Below are 19,248 nucleotides of genomic sequence, written 5' to 3'. Positions count from 1 at the left end.
CTTCATAGTAGAGCGACCTCCTGGATGATGGGTTTTTGGGACAATGATCCCGTGCATAACCCCATCGTACCGAGGCGCTCGTTTTTTTTCAAAGCTCAGAATTAATCGTATTACAGGAATCTAACGGGACACGATAGCTCAATAATAAACTAAAACGCGGCTGTCGACATGGATTGGCAGCGGTTTTGCGCTAACTGGCAGGATAGTTTGAGATCATTTGCGGTGAATCCTACCATAAGTAACGGCGAAAAATAGGGAGTGCTCGGGCACTCCCTTCTAGCTGGTATTGTATCTTATCAAATGTTTACTTCACATTATGCCAATAAGGCGAACGAACAAAATGCTTATTCTCGGAGCAAGGCATTATATCGGTGAGTGTATACAAACCATGTAATGCTTGCTGTTAATAATGCCGACGAAATCAAAGCTGTAAGAATACTATATGTTTGCCAAATAAGTATCGTTGACCAATCTAATGCACAGCACATTATACACAGGGCAATCGTAGCAATCAGCAAAATAGCTGTAACAATTATTCGCTTTTTTGTCATTGGCTGCCGCTCATTCGTTTTCCTTCTGCGTAATCCTAAGAGAAAGAACAGAACGGCCAATAGGCAAAGAATAATTGTGGTAGACGATAAAATGATGTCCAGAAGCTGTGTACCGCTTATTTCATATGACTGCGTTAGATTGCCGTCTAATATATCTTTAACTTTTAGTACCATGCTTCTATTGATATTTGCGCCGTTGGTCAGCAAGCAGACGGCTGTTCGTTCATTTGGCAGTATGGCCACTTCGGTTCCGAAATTGGGATTGCCCCCTGGGTGCTCTATAATCGTTTGGTTGGCGTTTACCGACCAGCCCGCCGCATAATACATTTCGTTGACAGCCGGAACAGACATATCACCCTGATGTGATTTTTCGATAACCATATGGAATATTTCGGGTATGTCCTGCACAATACCCATCTGTATGCCCATCCAACGCGCCATATCTTTTGTACAAGAAATAATGTAGCCTGCGGGTTTATTCCCGGAATAATCCGGCGCGTTATATGGAGTTGTCATAAAAAAGGAAGAACGGTAGCCCTGTGCCAACTGTCCGGTGGTTTGAGCATCTTCTTTATAAACATACGTCTGGTGAAGACCTAACGGCTGAAATACCTGTTCCCTCATAAAGTCCTCATAGCTTTGTCCCGACACAATCTCAATAACCAAACCCAATACGTCATAATTAACGGTTCCATAGTTATACTGTTCACCGGGAGGGAACTCCAACTCAGCATCTACCAGCATTTCCACAGTCTTTTGTAGCAAATCTGGCGTATTGCCTTGTGGAATATTTTGAGTATGCCTACCATTTGTTAGGCCGCTAGTATGGTGAAGAAAGTTATTGAGTGTAAAGCTTTGCATATCAACAGGTTTCCCTTGATACTTTAACGTAAACCAAGGTAAATATTTTTGGACAGTGTCAGTCATTGACAGCAGTCCTTGCTCTTCCAACAGCAGAATACCCATGCCGGTAAAAGCTTTACTGACCGAGGCCAACTCATATAGTGTATTTTCACTTGCAGACAACCCATTCTCACGGTCTGCATACCCGGAAGAAAAGTAGAACACTTCATCATCAGCAAGTATTGAGATTGACATTCCCGGCACACCTGATATACGACGGGCATCATCCAGCAACGCTTGTATTGCCGCAGATTGCGTATCTGACAACGACGCATAACTTTGTGTTGCGAATCCTGAGAATAATATAAGTATCGTTAATACAAAAACAATAGTCTTTTTCATAAACTCTCCATTTCAAAAAAATTATGCGAGGATAATATAAACAACCCGTAGTACGCTTTATCTGCAAAATGTGTCATTTCACTATATTTAATACCAGATGTTCAATGATCAGATTACTATTGTAAACTTCACATTCTTATGGATATTATTTTTAGGAACAGAAAAAGACACATCTGCTTCATCAGCAGAAGGGTCAATTGTCTGAAAGTAATCCCAACGTTCTCATCAAAGGTTAACTGGATCTCTTCAATCTGTTTCGTTACAAAATCCTATTTATTTATAATATTATACATCACTAGCGTTGCATTAAACCTGTAGTCAATTTTTAAGTGAATATTCAGAAATATATTATTTCCTCCTAAGTCAAAAGGTCGATTACGGGTTAGAGGTAGTCTATACATTTGGTAAAATTATACTGTTTCAACACTGGTTAACTGAACTATTTAGGTTTTCTTTCGCCTACCTACAGATGAACGGCTTGGCTTTCGGTAGATCCGCTCAAGCCATGTTTCTGTACAATCCCAACATAACCACTTTTAGCCATCGTTAAAGGGTGAGCAGGCCGTGCTTTGTTTCAGTCTCCATCTTTACTAAAACCAACAAACAGAATGCAATGAGAGCGATCCAAACTTGGTTCATAACCGCTTGCTCACTTGTTCCATAAAAGGTCTTGATTCGTACATGTTGCTTCATCCATTTGAAGAAAGTTTCTATTGCCCAACGTTCCAGGTAAATCTGGCTGATTTCATCGGCCTCCAGGTCGAAACGAATTTTCAAGATGGCGACCCTATTTCTTTCGGAATCTTGTGCATGAATGAGTCGTAGGATGTTTTCTATTCGCTTCTGCGGGGTGCCGATGTATACCATCTCATCGGATAGAACCTGACTTTCCTCTGGCAACGAGAAGGTATGTGCCACGCGTATAACGGTATTCTTCTTCGTGCGTGTAACGAAAAAAATGCCCCGTTCGCAATAATCGTCGAACCTCTCATAGTCGATGTAGCCGCGATCAAAGACATAGGTCATACCAATCTCATCTACCAGATGTTCCATATGACTGCGATCGTTCTTCTTCGCCGTTGTCATCAGGACTTTCTCTGGAATGGTTGCTGCATCGTATATGTAGGCTAACCGCAAGTGTAATTTGATACCGGCCACGGTCTTACGAAACTCGGCCCACTTATACTTCTGCAAACAAAGTCTGATGGTCGTAGAATCGATAATTCGAAAATCTCGTCGTGAAGAAGATGGTGCAGCATGCTCACGAATCCGAAGTACTAGATCGCTAAACATCTTTTCAAGTAATGACGGATCGACCTGATTATGTTTTCGGCTTAATTGAGAAGCGGAGATAGATGTGATGCCAAGCTCTTTCTGAAAACCCTTAGATAGCAAGTCATCTGCGATTTCACGTAAACCATCACGCGGATGAAGCTGGGCATGCAAGAACAGTTTAAGGTAGGAAAGTGTCGTTAACTTCTTTACGTACTTATCTTGATCGGTCTCATATACGCGTTTTGCAAATTTCTTAACGCAAATAGGAGGAAGCCATTTACCGAATGACGAAAATAGTGTATTCTTGTCCATGAGATTGGTCCTTTTTTAATGGATTATGGACAGGAACTACCTGCCATTCCATTATAAAGGATCTTTTTATTTTATGCTGTTAATTACTTAATATTTCGAGTGTTCAGATTAAATTAATGCAACGCTAGTGATTATACATACAATCTTTAATCCTCAACATATATACCTTGTTCATAAATTTATTATCCATCATCTAATCGATACATTCATTAGTATTGCTAAACTTGAGTAAACTTTGGTGCAATTTTGCAGAAAAGACGCAGGTTGGCCATTAGAATTGCACCGGTAATTAATTAAGCTAACGAGGAACTATAGCTAAATAATTAACAAAACGCGGCTGCCGACATGGATCGGTAGCCGCGTTGCGCTAACGGGCAGGATAGTTGAATTTACATGATAAGAATGACCATTCTTTGATTTCTTCTGAATATTAACTATTTTAAGTCATGAGTTTTTATCTTATCCAATTCTTTTTTTCTCTTCTGGCTAAGGGACTTTCTTCCTGCACTCCATTCTGCAATAAGGAAAAGCAACCCAAATAGTAGATAAAGGATAAAACCTAAATTGCTTTCGATACGACTAGTAACAAACATCCATATTAAAAACACAATATAGGCTACTGGGATAACTGATCCCCAATAAACGTTGTTCCTGGTTGAAAAAAAATATTGAACTGCTAATATCCCCACTACAATCAAAAGTCTGTATGTATCATCCATTATTATTCTTTCCTTTCTTGTTTATATTTTTCAATGATCAGTTTTGCGTCCTCAACGCTTATGCGATCATCAATCGATAGATTTTTGATGAATTTGATGAAGTCCTCATTATCTATAGCGTCATTGATTTTTATTTTCTCGATCAATCTATCGAGCTTAATCCTTACTGTTGGATATGATACTTCATATACTTTTGCGATTTCTTTCAAAGAACCTGATTTGAGAACAAAATTCTTTATGAATTCTAAGTCCTCATTTTCTAAGGATAATATCCAGTTAGGCACATTTTTTAAATCCATGGCATGTTTCCCCTCCTTTTTCATTAATACTGTAACACACCAGTTTAATTAAATCAAATAAAAGATAAATAATATTTAATATAAATATTAATTATTATTTCATTTATATTAGTATATAAGTTATATTTACTTCATTTTTTTTGAAGTTGAAGAGAATGGAGACGCTTAATAATGCTGGCAAGTCAGTCGTCGCATACCTTTTATGGGTATAGGAAGAATCTTGGGGCATAGTTGAATAGCAAAGTGATTAAATAATAGCAACACAAAAACTCTTGGACACAATCCAAGAGTTTTTTGCTGTGAACAAGACTATTTTAAAAGCTGCTCGTATTTATTCATGTACTTCACGACGGTTAGCACGAATGTAGCATGTGACCATGTGAGTGGAGCGACTGATACAGGATCTCCTGTAAGTGGATCGAGCTGTTCAGGTAAGATACCGCTTTCCATTGCATGCCTACAGACCCATTCCAAGGTACGTTTAGGTGAATCGAGATCTGCAATAGACTGCGCACATTCAATTTCCCACTCTGCTAGCCAGAGGGTACAGATGATCCATGGATTGCCGGGGATACGCTCAATATCCGATGAACGTTGGAAGTAATAATCATGGGAATAACGAGCAATACCGCCAACTTCGGTCTGTATCGTAAGTCCCGCTTTAATCGCTTTCATCGTGGCGACGACACGTGCATCATTCGCTGGAAGTACGCCAAATTCAAATAAACCGTACATCGAGCTCTCAAGCGTCATGTCTTTCACCCATTTGCTATCTTCATAGTACAATCCGCGTACGAAGCGACCCGCCTGCTCATCCCATAAATGCTGAAGCAAACCAGATTTCAATCGCTCGGCTGTATGCTTGTATCGGTTGCTGCGCTCATCGTCTCCGAATAAAGCGCAGAAGTTAGAAGCGGCAAGTAATCCGCCATAAACTGCGGAGACAGTGAACGTGTAAATACCGTATCGCTCTTCCCACAAGTCATAGCTCGGATTCGGTAAATTCAATTCTTGGTTCACATACTCGGCTAGAAAGCTCGCTGACTTACGTACTAAGCTGTGATATAGCGATTGCGCAAGCTCGATGGAACCATGCTGCTGATAATCTTCCCATAATGCAAAGAGCACAAGGGCAGTCTCGTCTTCTTGAATGGGCAGTCGTGGCTGACCTCCATGAACAAATGGATGCCAGGAGGAACCAACCGTACCATCTGGATTGTATTTGTGATGCAAGTAACCTTCACTGGATAACGCATTGGCACAAAACAGGTAGAAAGGTGTAACCATACCTGAATAGCCTGCTTTGGACATGGCATAGGCAATTAAGGCTCCATCTCTTGGCCACATGTACGAGTAGTGATCTCGATTACTCTGCATAATATCGGAGTCGTTCGCAGCAATGATTGCACCGTCTGTATTCGTCTGGGTACGTACGATGAGCAAGCTGTGTTTGAACAGACCAATAATGTCAGGCGTGAGATTGCCATAGTTGCGCGATTCTTTGTTCGACCAGCGCTGCCAGAAGATTGCGACGCGGTCCAGTAGTTTGCCGGGGTGATTTTCTTTGACGTAGGAATCAAGTTTCTTCACATCTTCTAATGTGCTACCCGCTGTCATCCAATAGTAGACGGTATGTTCACCCTTGGAGGGAAGCTGCATTCGCAAAGATAGGGTCGAGTCGACTGATCCTTGTGCAATCGTATTCATCATAAGGTGTCCGTCTTCCGCATCTCGCCAAGTTCCTTCGGCGTTATAGAAGCGTTTGACTCCAGTTGTGTATTGGAAGATGCCTTCACTGCCTGTGGAGCCGTTGAACATGAAGTAGTTGTCTTTTTTATAATGAAAAATCGTATTGTTGTACGGGTAGTAGGCAGCTGTATCGCCGATCTCCGTCTCATTAATGAGTAAATCTTGATTGAAGAAGAGACGTACTTCTCGCTGCGCGTTGTGATGGTTGTGCAAAGTGATCCGTTTAATATAGATATGATCCCGTTGATGCACGCCATCTTGGATGTTGAGTGTAAGTCCAAGCTGATTGTTCGTAGCGGTTACATCTGTGACAAGGGAATCTTCGATATATGACAATTGAAAATGCCATTCGGGGTCATTCAGCCATGAGAATGCGCCATCGACCCACACACCAACTCGGCATTGATACCCACCAATATGATTGAGCTGCCCCACATAAGGGTAGTATAAATCACGCATATACGTATTGCGATCTAGATTAATTAATAGTTTTCCATTACCAATTACGAAATGTCTCGGCAAAATATCACGTCCTCGCTATCATCGATCCTATGAAACTATGATTTCCATATGGCGATCATATTAAACGTTTAGTAGGTGATTGGAAGGTGGTCTTCGTACAAGTTAGCGGTCTGTCTAGCGAAATGTGACCACACATACCGATATTGTATGGTATGTAAGGCAACTTGGTGCAATTCCAAAAATGTGACAGGATGCGTGAGTAAATGTTGAATTGCTGCTGCAAGCATCGTGCTATTACCAGCAGGGACGAGCCAGCCATCAACACTATGGGTAATCATTTCACTTAGTCCACCGACATGACTTGCAACTAACGGAACACCGTAAGACATGGCTTCAAGCGCGACAATTCCCAGCGGCTCATATAGCGATGGAACGATGCATAGGGATGAGGTTTGGAACAAGTGATGTTTCGTATGCTCATTTGCCCACCCTACAAAGGTAATATGTTTGGAAAATGGTCTCGCAAGTTCTCGAAGCTCCGCTTCCATGGGTCCGACACCTGCGATGCGAAGGTGGAGATCGGGAATGGAAGGAATTAATTGCGATATAGCGTCAATTAGGATATGGACGCCTTTCTCATAGACCAACCTGCCGATAAATAAGAGGTTGGGATGTGGTGGAGCGAGAGCTTTGTTGCTCGGATATGATGCAGGGATGTTCGCGCCCAGCTTCGCTTTTGGCGCGGCAGCATGCGCAGCGACCGATGGGACGTCAATCCCGCACGGGATTACCGTCACCTTCTGCGGCGGCACACCGTGGACGGTCGTCACCTCCGTCCACATGGACTTGCTGCACACGATGACGTGTGCAGCCCTTCGCATGAGCTGGCATTCCAGCTCATGGATGAATGCGGGCAGGCCAGGTTCCAGCCTGCCGAACCTGCGTCCATGTTCCGTGGCATGGACGGTAGCGATCAGCGGGAGCTGCAGCGCTCCCGCTGATTGACTGGCTGCGTGAAGCACCAGCCAGTCATGGGCATGGATGAGGTCGAAGGCTCCCTCATCCATGCCCAGCTTCGCGATCCGCTCGGCAATCGCGAAGTTCACCTGCAGCACCCGATCCCAGAAGTGGATGGGATCGGGTGCTGCAAGTGCCTGGACGCGGTGAACGTGCACGCCGTCCAAGAGCTCCTCCGCGGGGGAGTCGCTACCCGTGCATGTGAATACATGCACGGTGTGACCTAGCCCCGCGAGGTGCCGCGCGAGGCCTTCGACCGCGCGGCCTAACCCGCCGACGATGTGCGGCGGGTACTCCCACGCGAGCATCGCAATGCGAAGCGGGTTTTGCCTAGGCTGTCGCTGTGGCAAAGCGGCAGGGGGGGAGCTGTGCGCTGACACCTCACACAAACTCTGAACCTCCTGCTCGTTCCACAATGAAGGGGGAAATTGCTCCCTAAGATCATCCTGAACATTTTGCTCTCCTCGTTCAGCTTTCTCGATAAATCGACCACGTTTAACAGAATAAACTTGCTCATCACAACCATCACGATCATTTTCTCCAATAGGACCTTCTTGCGTGATTTGCCCCACCTTCACATCCCCATAAACCGTATACCCCGAGAACAGAGCAGCACCCTTACACGACTGCACCATCGCCTCGAAGGGATCATTCGGATATCCTTCAACCGGGAGGATAAATTCATCACTGCCAACACGCACAATCGCAGAGCGCAGCAAGCTTACAAACACACTTTCTCTTGGAAATACGCCTAAGTCCGCAACATAACATCGACCGTTATACAGTTGTTCCACCTGCAAATGACCCGTTGCGGCTATACTTCGATACTCTTTCATAAGAAATGAGCGAGGAGGGGAATCTATACAATCCGTAACATCGTACAAGCGAATAGTAGGACATATTGAATCTAGGCTTGTCTGATAGTGCATTTCGATACAATTGATCATCGACCGTGGAAGATCCCAATTGATTGTGGTTGTGCGAGAATGAGTAGATACAAGGTTGATCATTATGCTATCACCTGAATGGTTATTTTTGTCTATTTTAACATAGCTATAACGAAAAAAGACCCACCTACTTGAGCAGCAGGTTGATCTTTTGGACGTTCTTTAAATTTTATGTTGGTGTTTGATTCATGTGAAGTGGGAGTTTGGTCATCCGAACTAGTGAATCGTACACATTCGTAGATGTTAGGATTGCTTCATAATCGGTTAATTGCACATTATCGTAGATTTGGGTCAGACCCGTGTGATACTGGACGATCATTTTCGAGGACTCTTCATCGTACTGCACGCATGCAATTTGCTTCGATACAATGGGGATCATCTGCATAGGGACCCTCCTTTATGTAAGTCAAATGCCTACCCAAATATATGCCATTAATTAACTATTTAGAATTGTCTCCCTAAAAAGAGGAATTTTCCATTGTTGTCTCGAATACGATTCCTGTAAACTAATTAAAAAAAACCATACTCTTTTATAAGCTTTCGCATTAATAATGGCTGTTATGACGAGGAGGGAATCACATGAGCTTTTGCTGTGGAGCAAGCATGATCGGAGCTAAGGGAACACTTAAACACCTTCGGACTCATATTCACAATGTGCCTATCGTTTTTTGTCCAGTTTGCCATCGTGTCGAAGTGCACTACATGGTTGAACATGAGTATGAAGTTTTGTCAGAGTATGCTCATAGTGACGGTGCTTATGAAGTTGATTTTGTCGAGTATGTAGACCCAGAAGAAGAAGAAATTATGTTTGAGAACTGCGTCAGTCACGAAGATGAAGATCCGATCTTAGTCGTTCAGAACCAAATTGATATGGCACTCGATTTATTGTCGGTCGCCAAGAATTTGAAGGACGAAGAGTGGGAGGAACAACTCAAGAAGCGTTTATCTGCTCTTAGTGTACGGCGCGGAAGACTGCTCAAGAAAGATTCACCGATTGTCAAAACTTCATCACCAGGAACATCCATAAAGCCGAACGGCTAACATACAATAAACCCATTGCTAACATTCAATTAGAATGTAGCAATGGGTTTTTATTCATAACATTAAATCTTACGCTTAGAGGCTTTAACAGATTGTGTGATTTTTTTCCATCTATCTTTTTCCGCTGCTCGCGCTTGTCGATTGGTTTTACGTTCGAGAAAAGCAATCTCTTTTTGCAACTTAAGATAGCTGTTATAGCGTTCTTGTGTAATGGAACCATCGCGAATTGCAGCACGAATGGCGCAGCCAGGTTCATTCTTATGCAGACAATCACTGAACCGACACTGCTCTGCATACGTCTCAATATCCTCGAATGCCTCTTGAATACCGGATTCTCCATCCCAAAGTCCAAGTTCACGCATCCCGGGTGTATCGATAATCATTCCGCCATTTGGCAACATAACCAGTTCGCGGTGTGTAGTCGTATGACGACCTCGATCATCACCTTCGCGTACCTCTTGGACATCCATCATGGTCTGTCCAGATAGTCGATTCACGATGGACGATTTACCAGCACCTGATGAGCCTAGTAAGGCAACGGTCTGCCCTTGTGCTAAATAGGGTGCAAGCTGATCCATCCCTTCATCAACTAGCGAAGAAATGACAAGAATCGGGACACCGATTGCGACGCTCTCCACTTCAGCTATTTTGCTGTCTATATCGCTGCATAGATCAGATTTGCTGAGAATGATTACGGGCTGTGCGCCACTTTCCCAAGCTAGAATGAGATAGCGTTCAAGCCTGCGGATATTAAAGTCGTTATTTAGCGCGTTGACGAGGAAAATCGAGTCTACATTTGCAGCAACGATTTGCTCATCTGGAATGGATCCTGCTACTTTACGAGAGAATTTACTTTTGCGTGAAAGAATACCGTGAATGGATGCACGACCTTCCAGAGGGCGAGCAGAGATGGCAACCCAATCTCCAACTGCAGGATAGTCTTCACGACCATCCGCTAGATGTCTTAATTTTCCGGTAATTTCCGCTAGTAAATCGCCTTGTTCGGTGTACAAACGGTACATATGTTTATGCTCAAGTGCAACACGACCGAATGTGAAACCTTCTTTTATATAGGATTCCCCGGATTGATTATAAAATGAACTCCAACCTAATGTTTCTAATGTGTTATTCGTCAACTCAAATTCCTCCAATGTGGTTATCATAATGGTTTTACCTTATGACCACAGAGGAACCCTCATTAGAATAATCGCTTACGTGTTTGAAACGGTAACAACGTTATCTTTAGAGGGTATTCTGTGATCCTTTCTTTACCGCTGCGTCTAATACAATTAAATTTGTCATAAAACATCCCTCCAAATTATGTTTTGGTATAACTACCTCATTCTAACATTTTCCTATGAAAATTGCGACTACCTAATGTGTCTGTGCTATAATAATACGCGAGCGTCTTGGCTCCTAGATAAGTTTGCATACTGAAATACTATGGTGAGGTGGAAAGATTGTTGCTTGTGCTTTTTAAAAAGCTATTTGGAAATAAACCAGACAAAACTACGGATTCAGGGGCCAAATGGCCAGAACAAATCGTTGCACAAATTCAGGTTGGCGACGAAACCTTGCGTAATACTTTTATCGCTGAATATCAGGAGTACGTGGGGAAGGTCGCAAGCCGTTATTGCAAAAGATATATAGATCCTGCAAAAAATGATGAGTTTACAGTGGCTTTGGCTGCCTTTAATGAAGCGATTGATGAGTTTAATACACATTCAGATCGTGCGTTTCTTTCGTACGCGGAAGGTTTGATCGAACGCCGTCTATTTGATTATATCCAAATGGATTCGCGATATTCAGATAAGATGGGCTATAGCTCTTCGGAGTCACGCGGTACGGATGATGTTGCTTCCTATACAAATGTATTCGATGCGAGTACAAGTGTATTTGATACGCCACCAGGTCGTAATGAACGTCAAAGTGAGATTCAGGATTTGGAACAAGTCCTCGAGAAGTTTAATATGGACTTCAATGATCTTGTGGAACAATCCCCGGAGGACACAGATTCTCGCAAGATGTTCTATGGGATTGGTCGAATACTAGCGAATGATCCAGGGTTAATGCGATTGCTACTTAGCGAGCGCAAGCTACCAGTCAAGGAACTTCAAGGGCATGTGAATGTTTCACGCAAAATATTAAACCGACACCAGGAGTATATTACGGCAATAGCACTTATTTATAATGGACCATTCCCATATGTTCGCGAATACTTACGGATGAAGCAAGAGTCATCTCCGCAAGAAAGGGGAGATCGTTATGAATAAAGGGATTGTGGTTCAAATAAGTGACAAGGAAATTGTCATTCTGCTCCCAACAGGTCAATTTGATCGCATTACGAATGATGGGCGTAATTGCCAAATTGGTGATGAGATTGTGTATTCCGATAAAGCTCCAACAACGAACTCTTCGGTTAAAGGGCTTGTTATTGCTATTTCAGGGCTTGCCGTTGCACTTGTTGCGACATTCTTTATTGTTATTAAGCTGTTAGGACTTTCTTCTAGTGATGAAGTTGTTGCTTATGTATCCCTTGATATTAACCCAAGTGTTGAGATGGGGGTAGACGAGAGCGATCAAGTTCGCGTCATGAAGGGCTTAAATGCAGATGGTGAGAAATTGATCACTAACATGAAGTATCAAGGCAAGACGCTTGAAGAAGTAACTCAATTGGTACTGGATCAAGCGGAGAAAGGTGTTCTTGCAGCGAAAGAAGCGGATATTGTTGTATCTGCAACGGTGCTTAAAGAGAATTCCAAGTTAAGTGATATTGTCCTTGCAACGAAAGTTAAAGGGCAAGTCGTGAAGCATATTCAGAAATTACATGCGAAGGATGCTGATGGTTTCTCCGTACTCTGGTTTGCAGTTTCTCCTGAAATGAGACAAGCCGCGATTAGCAAGGGAATATCCATGGGTAAATTCGCCGTATTCTTGAAGCTTAAAGATGCGGGAACGAAAGTTTCCTTGGAAGATTATAAAGCGAAGTCGTTAACGGCTCTTGCTAAAGAATACGCAACGATCAAGAGTTTACTTGCTTCCAATACATCTTTTAACAAAATGGAATTGAATCAGCTCCTTGAAGATGAGAAGTCAGGTAAGTTAGATCAGAAGTTAGCGGATCAGCAGAAGAATGAAGCTACGAAGAAGCCGGCGGGAACGAAGAAACCAACTTCAACGCCGACGCCGTCATCAAAGCCAACACCATCGCCGACGCCGTCTAATAAGCCATCGAATAAACCGACAACAACACCGAAACCAACTGACAAACCGACAAAAGAACCAGAAGGTTCGAATAAGCCAACGACAACACCTAAGCCGACTCCTACACCGAAGCCAACGACCAATCCATCAGATCCTAACGGAAACGGTAATGGCAATGGAGAGAATCGTGCACCACAAAGCGGGAAACCAACCAATTCCCCTACTGGAGGTTAGTCTAGCGCATAATAAAAAAGCCGCCTTCCCAATTGGGAGGCGGCTTTCGTTATGTCTGTCTTTATAACATTTATAACGAGGTTAAGCGCGGAGTGATCTACGAGTACCAACGGTTGGTTTTAATTTACGACTTGATGCAACACGCTGTAAATCAGACAGTCGAATGGTGAAACGGTTCACTTCGTTCGTTGTAAACGGCATTGATTTGGAACGTTCGATCAGATTAGGAATGGTAATTCCAACAAAACCGGATTTGCGTTTGTGCATATGAAGATCAGAAGCGAGTACGGATAAGTTCGTGATAAATTCCTCAGCTTGTGCTTGTGGCAAAGAAGGAATGCGATCTAACGAAAAGTACAAATGGCGTTTATTCCATTTCACAAAGCCAGGCTCGAACGATATGATAACGCGATCCGCCTCAGAAGGATCACCAGATTGTACTTTATAAATGAGTACGTTATTTTTGCTTTTATCAGGTTTAATCCATTGCACACCGTTCATATCTGGCATGAATAACACAATGATAATTGGGACTGCACTAGCGGCATAAATAAAGTAGATCGATTGGAAGACGAATGCGAGCCCGCAAAGTGCGATAAATGCAACAATCGACACATATAACCATATATAGTTCTTTTTCTGCAATGTTATTCACCACCTGTCAGGATAATATCTTATTCTACAAAAAAACTCAACATCTTTTATTTTAGCATACATGATAGGTTCATAGCTATTGAAGAAGTATGGAAAGGCACTGCCATATGGAAATGGAAGAACGAGATAGATGGAGAGAGTAAGATTAAGCTAAGGTATAGAAAAGTTAGGTGTTTTCACAAAATATGCGTGTTTGCTGCATCTGGTTAATCTTTACAACCAAATTTCGCTAGCGTAGTATTCTGTGTTGAAAGATGCTGAATCTCTTCTAGGAGAGAGCGGGGGAACCAATAACAAAGATCATAGGGTAGGTCGGTGTGAGAGCCGACTGCTTGTATGGTCATGGGGTGAATTCTTGTGTGCACGCAAGATAGGGCGACTCTCACCGTCCGAATCCGACAGCTAACCTCGTAAGCAATAGTAGGAGACAGGGGATGGAGTAAGTAGTGGGTAGTCAAGAGGAATTCATATTAATTGTCGGTCATACAGAGGCAAGCGAGTTTTTTATGAAAGAGCTGCAGCGGTTAAATAAACCTTTCGTGGTATTAACCAATAACAAAGTCGAGCAGAAGAAGATGCTCAAGTCCGGCATAGCAAACATTGTGCGGATAGACACATCGGAGCATAGCACATGGCTAGTGCCCGAGCATCATTATCAGCAAGTGTATGTCTTTGAACAAAGCTTACCGCTGTGTTGCAGGTTTATTCAAATTTGCCGCTCATGGACAAATCAGCCGATCTATGTAATCACGAAACAGTTGCGGCCACGACTTATATATAGGGGACTCGGGGCTAATTATGTCATTCATTCACATAGTGATGATGTAACATTTTTGCTAGCGGAATAGGTGATCTACTTATTTTCGAACTTCAAAAGGCTTAGAATTGGCGAAAAGATAAGAAAAGTATGAAATTATGCGAAAATGATAGATATGGGGAGCATTCGGGAGATCGAACTGAAAGAAAGCGTTATCCTTGTCAAGCAGGTTCATTTTCATGATTTTCTTGCGCTTTACAAAAATCTGGATGGGGCGTATGATTCGATTCATGATTTAGTAATTAAAATGTTTTCAGTTCTTATTCGCTGAATTTCCAACAGGAAAACGGGGGAACCAAACTTTGCTGTACTTGATCCGATGTGAGAGTCAGATCGGTATAGCAAACGGGGTGAATCTAAGCATGCTGCCCAAAGCAGCTTGTAAGGTAGGGCGACTCTCACCGCCCGAATCCGTCAGCTAACTTCGTAAGCGTTGACTGGGAGAGGAAGATGAAAGCTTATAGTTCATAGATTGATGTCTTTATCGCTGAGTTCTTGCTTAAGTAAAGCATGAAGCGGGGGAACCAACGGGAACGAATGATGTTCATTCAATTCTCATGGGGTGAATCCTTGTAAGCAGGCTGTGGTTATATCACAGCTTAGTGAGCAAGGTAGGGCGACTCTCAAGCGCCCGAATCCGACAGCTAACCTCGTAAGCGTACAGAGAGAGGCGACGAGTATCGCGCTTTAACATGGTGTTTTCTTTCGCCATGTCTAGAAGCCCGCGAGAAGAGTTCCTCTTCGAGCAGGCTTCTTTTTTGTTGCCTATTTTTGAAAAATTATAAATTGTTTGCAAGATTGATAGCAGGAGGCGACAGTGAATGACGATCGTGCTAGTGTTCACATCTCTAATATTTATATATCTCGTTTACGCACTGATTTATCCGGAAAAATTTTAATGAAATCATCCATTTAGATTGAGGTTGTACAGGGAGGAAATTGCCATGATGGGCATTGTTCAAATCGCAGTTGTAATTGTACTGCTGGTGCTGCTAGTAAAGCCGCTCGGCAGCTATATTTACCATATATTTTCGAATGAACCGAATCGGACGGATCGCATCTTTGGTCCAATAGAGAAAGTGTTGTTTGCTGTAATGGGTGTCAAAGATCGCTCAGGAATGACATGGAAGAAATACGCGTTAACCTTGGTACTTATGAATTTTGTTTTGATGATCTTCGGGTTTATTATTCTGGCTATTCAGAATGGTTTGCCGTTTAATCCAAATGGTATTGCCAATATGGAGCCTACGCTTATTTTCAATACGATTATCAGCTTTATGACCAATACGAACTTACAGCATTACAGTGGGGAAACAGGGTTAAGCTATTTGTCCCAAATGATCGTCATCATGATGATGATGTTTACGTCGGCAGCGACAGGGCTTGTAGTCGCCATTGCATTTATTAGAGGGATTACGTCCAAAGGGACTACGCTTGGTAATTTCTTCGTAGATTTTGTGAAAGCTCATACGCGGCTCTTGATTCCCGGTGCGATTATAATAACGCTCGTACTTGTAGGACTTAAGGTGCCACAGACGCTAGAGCCGACCATGCAAGTGACGACCTTGCAGGGGGAGACGCAGCAGATCGCAATTGGACCTGTCGCATCTCTGGTATCAATTAAGCATTTAGGCACGAATGGCGGCGGATTCTTCGGTGCGAACTCGTCACATCCTTTTGAGAATCCAAGTCCACTTACGAATGTGATCGAAATTTTAAGCATGTGGTGTATTCCAGCGGCACTCACGTACACGTTCGGACGGTTTGCGAAAAACAGGAAGCAAGGCTGGATGATTTTTGGAGCGATGAGTATCTTGTTCGTGATGTTCTTATCGCTTGCGTACTATAGCGAAACGGCTGGAAATCCAGTGATTAATAGACTCGGTATTGATGCTTCGCAAGGAAGTATGGAAGGGAAGGAAGTTCGCTTCGGAATCCCGCAATCGACTCTCTTCACAACGGTGACGACTTCTGCAACGACAGGGTCAGTTAACAATATGCATGATACGCTTACACCACTTGGTGGATTAGTACCAATGTCGCTTATGATGCTGAACGTGGTGTTCGGCGGCGATGGTGTGGGGCTTGTGAACATGCTCATGTATGCGATATTAGCTGTATTCTTGGCGGGACTTATGGTAGGTCGTACACCTGAGTTTCTGGGACGCAAGATTGAAGCAGCAGAGATGAAGCTGATTGCGATTGCCATTCTGATCCATCCGCTTATTATATTAGCGCCGTCGGCACTTGCTTTTGTTACGGAGCTAGGTAAAGGCGCAATAACGAATCCTGGGTTCCATGGCGTATCTCAAGTGATCTATGAGTACACATCATCGGCAGCGAATAACGGTTCAGGCTTTGAAGGTTTGGCGGATAATACGCCATTCTGGAACATAACGACGGGAATTGTGATGTTCTTAGGACGTTATGTATCGATCATTGCCTTGCTTGGAGTTGCAGGTTCGCTTGTTCGCAAGCAATGGGTACCTGAGACGATCGGGACGTTCAGAACAGATAATAAGCTGTTTATGGGAATTCTCGTCGGAACGGTGATCATTATTGGAGCATTGACGTTCTTGCCTGTACTTGCGCTAGGACCGATTGCTGAATATTTGACAATTCGCTAAGGAATAGAGGATGAGGTAACGATGCGAGACAATCGTAAATCGAATATGGATGGCCAAATAATAGGTCAGGCGTTAAAAGAAAGTTTCTTTAAATTAAATCCAATTACAATGATGAAAAATCCAGTTATGTTTGTCGTAGAAGTCGGCACATTCGTCGTGTTGCTCATGACGCTGCTTCCGAACTATTTTGGCACAGAAGAGGCGATTGGATTTAATATAACGGTCTTTATTATCTTATTATTCACGGTGTTATTCGCGAACTTTGCTGAGGCGTTAGCAGAGGGCAGAGGGAAAGCACAAGCAGATTCATTGAAAAAATCAAAGAAAGAAATTACAGCTAACAAGGTGGTTGGGGACAGCATTAAGGTTGTTTCCTCCACGGAACTTCGCAAGGGCGATCTTGTCGTAGTCTCGCAAGGGGAAATGATCCCTGGTGACGGTGAGATTGTTGAAGGTTTAGCATCCGTCGATGAATCAGCAATTACGGGTGAATCTGCTCCCGTTATTAAAGAAGCGGGTGGTGACTTTAGCTCGGTAACGGGTGGTACGAGAGTAGTCAGTGACCGGATCAAGGTTCGAATTACGAGCGATCCTGGTGAGTCATTCATTGATCGCATGATTTCATTAGTAGAAGGCGCACAGCGTCAGAAGACGCCAAATGAGATTGCGCTTAATACGCTATTGACGACTTTAACGATTATTTTCCTCATCGTAGTCGTGACACTTGCTCCGATTGCGAAGTATCTAGAGATTGAATTAACGATTCCTGTATTGATTTCTTTATTGGTATGTTTAATTCCAACGACTATTGGCGGTTTGTTATCTGCTATCGGGATTGCAGGGATGGACCGTGTGACCCAATTTAATGTTCTTGCGATGTCCGGTAAAGCGGTTGAAGCTGCGGGTGACATCAATACGATGATTCTTGATAAGACAGGAACGATCACATACGGAAACCGGATGGCGAGCGAATTTATCCCTGTTGGTAATGCGTCCATGGCGACTGTTGGTATGTGGGCAGCAATTAGTTCATTGAAAGATGAGACACCAGAAGGTCGTTCTGTTCTTGAATTGATGAAAAAGTTAGATTTGGCTTACCCAGAGGATTTAGCAGAAGGTGCTGTGTTTATTGAGTTTAAAGCAGAAACGCGCATGAGTGGGATCGATCTAGTGAATGGCGTTAAGGTGCGTAAAGGCTCTGTCGATGCAGTTAAACGCTGGGTAAGTGCGCAAGGTGGAGCTATTCCTGTGGACTTGGATTCCAAAGGCAATGAGATAGCATCACAGGGTGGTACACCGCTTGCGGTTGCTTTTGACGGAGAAATTGTAGGACTTATTTATTTAAAAGATACTGTAAAACCCGGCATGAGAGAGCGGTTTGCTGAACTTCGTTCGATGGGGATTAAGACGATCATGTGTACAGGGGATAACCCACTAACAGCAGCAACGATTGCACGCGAAGCGGGTGTAGATGATTTTATCGCAGAAAGCACACCTGAAGATAAAATTGCAGTGATTCGCAGAGAGCAGGCAGAGGGTAAGCTTGTAGCAATGACCGGTGACGGAACGAACGATGCACCAGCACTTGCTCAAGCTGACGTAGGGCTTGCGATGAACAGCGGGACGATTGCAGCGAAAGAAGCTGCGAACATGGTCGATCTGGACTCTGATCCTTCCAAAATTATTGAAGTGGTTGCGATTGGTAAGCAGTTGCTTATGACGCGTGGTGCGCTTACGACATTTAGTATCGCGAACGATGTAGCCAAATATTTTGCCATTATCCCAGCGATTTTCACGCTTGCGATTCCGCAGATGGAAGTACTCAATATTATGAATTTGGGAACGCCATTGTCTGCGATTCTGTCAGCACTAATCTTTAATGCAGTAATTATTCCACTCTTGATACCACTTGCAATGAAGGGTGTATCTTACAAGCCGATGAGTTCAGGAAAGTTATTAAGTCGGAACTTATTCGTATATGGTTTAGGTGGTATCATTGTTCCTTTTATCGGGATTAAGCTAATTGATCTTGTCGTTCATATTTGGATTTAGGGTTTTGGATTTATAGAGACATATATATAGAAGAAAGAGGATG

16 protein-coding genes and 3 riboswitches are annotated in these 19,248 nt (G+C 43.2%); of the genes, 7 read left to right on the top strand and 9 right to left on the bottom strand.

Features of this window, described 5'->3' with window-relative positions; translation table 11 throughout:
* Positions 1 to 344: 344 nt before the first annotated feature.
* The 7 genes from NV379_RS20115 to NV379_RS20085 all read right to left on the bottom strand — a co-directional run bounded on the left by NV379_RS20115 (position 345) and on the right by NV379_RS20085 (position 8,961).
* Positions 345 to 1,796, bottom strand: a complete 1,452-nt coding sequence (locus NV379_RS20115) for a serine hydrolase domain-containing protein (RefSeq protein WP_258209121.1) — start codon at positions 1,794 to 1,796, stop codon at positions 345 to 347.
* Between the two features lie 546 nt (positions 1,797 to 2,342).
* Entirely contained in the window at positions 2,343 to 3,383 is a 1,041-nt protein-coding gene (locus NV379_RS20110; protein WP_258209120.1) for an IS4 family transposase, read from the bottom strand.
* 434 nt (positions 3,384 to 3,817) lie between these two features.
* Positions 3,818 to 4,102, bottom strand: coding sequence for a hypothetical protein (locus NV379_RS20105; protein WP_258209119.1), 285 nt, complete (start codon positions 4,100 to 4,102; stop codon positions 3,818 to 3,820).
* Between the two features lie 2 nt (positions 4,103 to 4,104).
* Complete coding sequence (locus NV379_RS20100; RefSeq protein WP_258209118.1) at positions 4,105 to 4,401, bottom strand: DUF2089 family protein; 297 nt, start codon at positions 4,399 to 4,401, stop codon at positions 4,105 to 4,107.
* A 309-nt stretch (positions 4,402 to 4,710) separates the two neighbouring features.
* Entirely contained in the window at positions 4,711 to 6,672 is a 1,962-nt protein-coding gene (locus tag NV379_RS20095) for a glycoside hydrolase family 15 protein (RefSeq protein WP_258209117.1), read from the bottom strand.
* Between the two features lie 68 nt (positions 6,673 to 6,740).
* Complete coding sequence (locus NV379_RS20090) at positions 6,741 to 8,639, bottom strand: glycosyltransferase (protein ID WP_258209116.1); 1,899 nt, start codon at positions 8,637 to 8,639, stop codon at positions 6,741 to 6,743.
* Between the two features lie 106 nt (positions 8,640 to 8,745).
* Positions 8,746 to 8,961, bottom strand: coding sequence for a KTSC domain-containing protein (locus tag NV379_RS20085; RefSeq protein WP_258209115.1), 216 nt, complete (start codon positions 8,959 to 8,961; stop codon positions 8,746 to 8,748).
* A gap of 194 nt (positions 8,962 to 9,155) precedes the next feature.
* Between NV379_RS20085 and NV379_RS20080 the strand changes: the two genes are divergently transcribed.
* Positions 9,156 to 9,617 (top strand): hypothetical protein, encoded by a 462-nt coding sequence (locus NV379_RS20080; protein WP_258209114.1) that lies wholly within the window; start codon positions 9,156 to 9,158, stop codon positions 9,615 to 9,617.
* A 62-nt stretch (positions 9,618 to 9,679) separates the two neighbouring features.
* On the opposite strand, the gene rsgA is transcribed toward NV379_RS20080, so the two are convergent.
* On the bottom strand, positions 9,680 to 10,780 hold the full coding sequence (gene rsgA / locus NV379_RS20075) for a ribosome small subunit-dependent GTPase A (protein ID WP_258209113.1): 1,101 nt from the start codon (positions 10,778 to 10,780) through the stop codon (positions 9,680 to 9,682).
* Positions 10,781 to 11,080: 300 nt separating this feature from the next.
* Here rsgA and NV379_RS20070 point away from each other — a divergent pair, with 300 nt between their 5' ends.
* Both NV379_RS20070 and NV379_RS20065 read left to right on the top strand, forming a co-directional pair.
* A complete protein-coding gene (locus NV379_RS20070) occupies positions 11,081 to 11,890 on the top strand; it encodes an RNA polymerase subunit sigma (protein ID WP_258209112.1) in 810 nt (269 codons plus the stop codon).
* Complete coding sequence (locus tag NV379_RS20065) at positions 11,883 to 13,055, top strand: anti-sigma-I factor RsgI family protein (RefSeq protein WP_258209111.1); 1,173 nt, start codon at positions 11,883 to 11,885, stop codon at positions 13,053 to 13,055. Before NV379_RS20070 ends, NV379_RS20065 begins: the two co-directional genes overlap by 8 nt.
* A gap of 81 nt (positions 13,056 to 13,136) precedes the next feature.
* Here the strand turns inward: NV379_RS20065 and NV379_RS20060 are convergent, their stop codons facing one another.
* Entirely contained in the window at positions 13,137 to 13,700 is a 564-nt protein-coding gene (locus NV379_RS20060; RefSeq protein WP_258209110.1) for a hypothetical protein, read from the bottom strand.
* 254 nt (positions 13,701 to 13,954) lie between these two features.
* A riboswitch (cyclic di-AMP (ydaO/yuaA leader) is annotated at positions 13,955 to 14,141 on the top strand.
* A gap of 14 nt (positions 14,142 to 14,155) precedes the next feature.
* On the opposite strand from NV379_RS20060, the gene NV379_RS20055 reads away from it, so the two are divergent.
* The 4 genes from NV379_RS20055 (at position 14,156) to kdpB (ending at position 19,205) form a co-directional block, all read left to right on the top strand.
* Positions 14,156 to 14,557: a hypothetical protein gene (locus tag NV379_RS20055; protein ID WP_258209109.1), complete on the top strand. Its 402-nt coding sequence runs from the start codon at positions 14,156 to 14,158 to the stop codon at positions 14,555 to 14,557.
* Between the two features lie 224 nt (positions 14,558 to 14,781).
* Positions 14,782 to 14,974: riboswitch (cyclic di-AMP (ydaO/yuaA leader) on the top strand.
* A 27-nt stretch (positions 14,975 to 15,001) separates the two neighbouring features.
* Positions 15,002 to 15,201: riboswitch (cyclic di-AMP (ydaO/yuaA leader) on the top strand.
* 146 nt (positions 15,202 to 15,347) lie between these two features.
* Positions 15,348 to 15,425 (top strand): K(+)-transporting ATPase subunit F, encoded by a 78-nt coding sequence (gene kdpF / locus NV379_RS26175; protein WP_373426140.1) that lies wholly within the window; start codon positions 15,348 to 15,350, stop codon positions 15,423 to 15,425.
* A gap of 48 nt (positions 15,426 to 15,473) precedes the next feature.
* Positions 15,474 to 17,153, top strand: coding sequence for a potassium-transporting ATPase subunit KdpA (gene kdpA, locus NV379_RS20050; protein WP_308860315.1), 1,680 nt, complete (start codon positions 15,474 to 15,476; stop codon positions 17,151 to 17,153).
* Positions 17,154 to 17,174: 21 nt separating this feature from the next.
* Entirely contained in the window at positions 17,175 to 19,205 is a 2,031-nt protein-coding gene (kdpB, locus tag NV379_RS20045; RefSeq protein ID WP_258209108.1) for a potassium-transporting ATPase subunit KdpB, read from the top strand.
* The last annotated feature ends 43 nt before the right edge of the window (positions 19,206 to 19,248 follow it).

The sequence above is a fragment of the Paenibacillus radicibacter genome (assembly GCF_024721995.1).
GTDB classification, from domain to species: Bacteria; Bacillota; Bacilli; order Paenibacillales; family NBRC-103111; genus Paenibacillus_AM; species Paenibacillus_AM radicibacter.
Note: the sequence above shows the minus strand (reverse complement) of the source record. Positions and strands in the feature narration are given on the sequence as shown.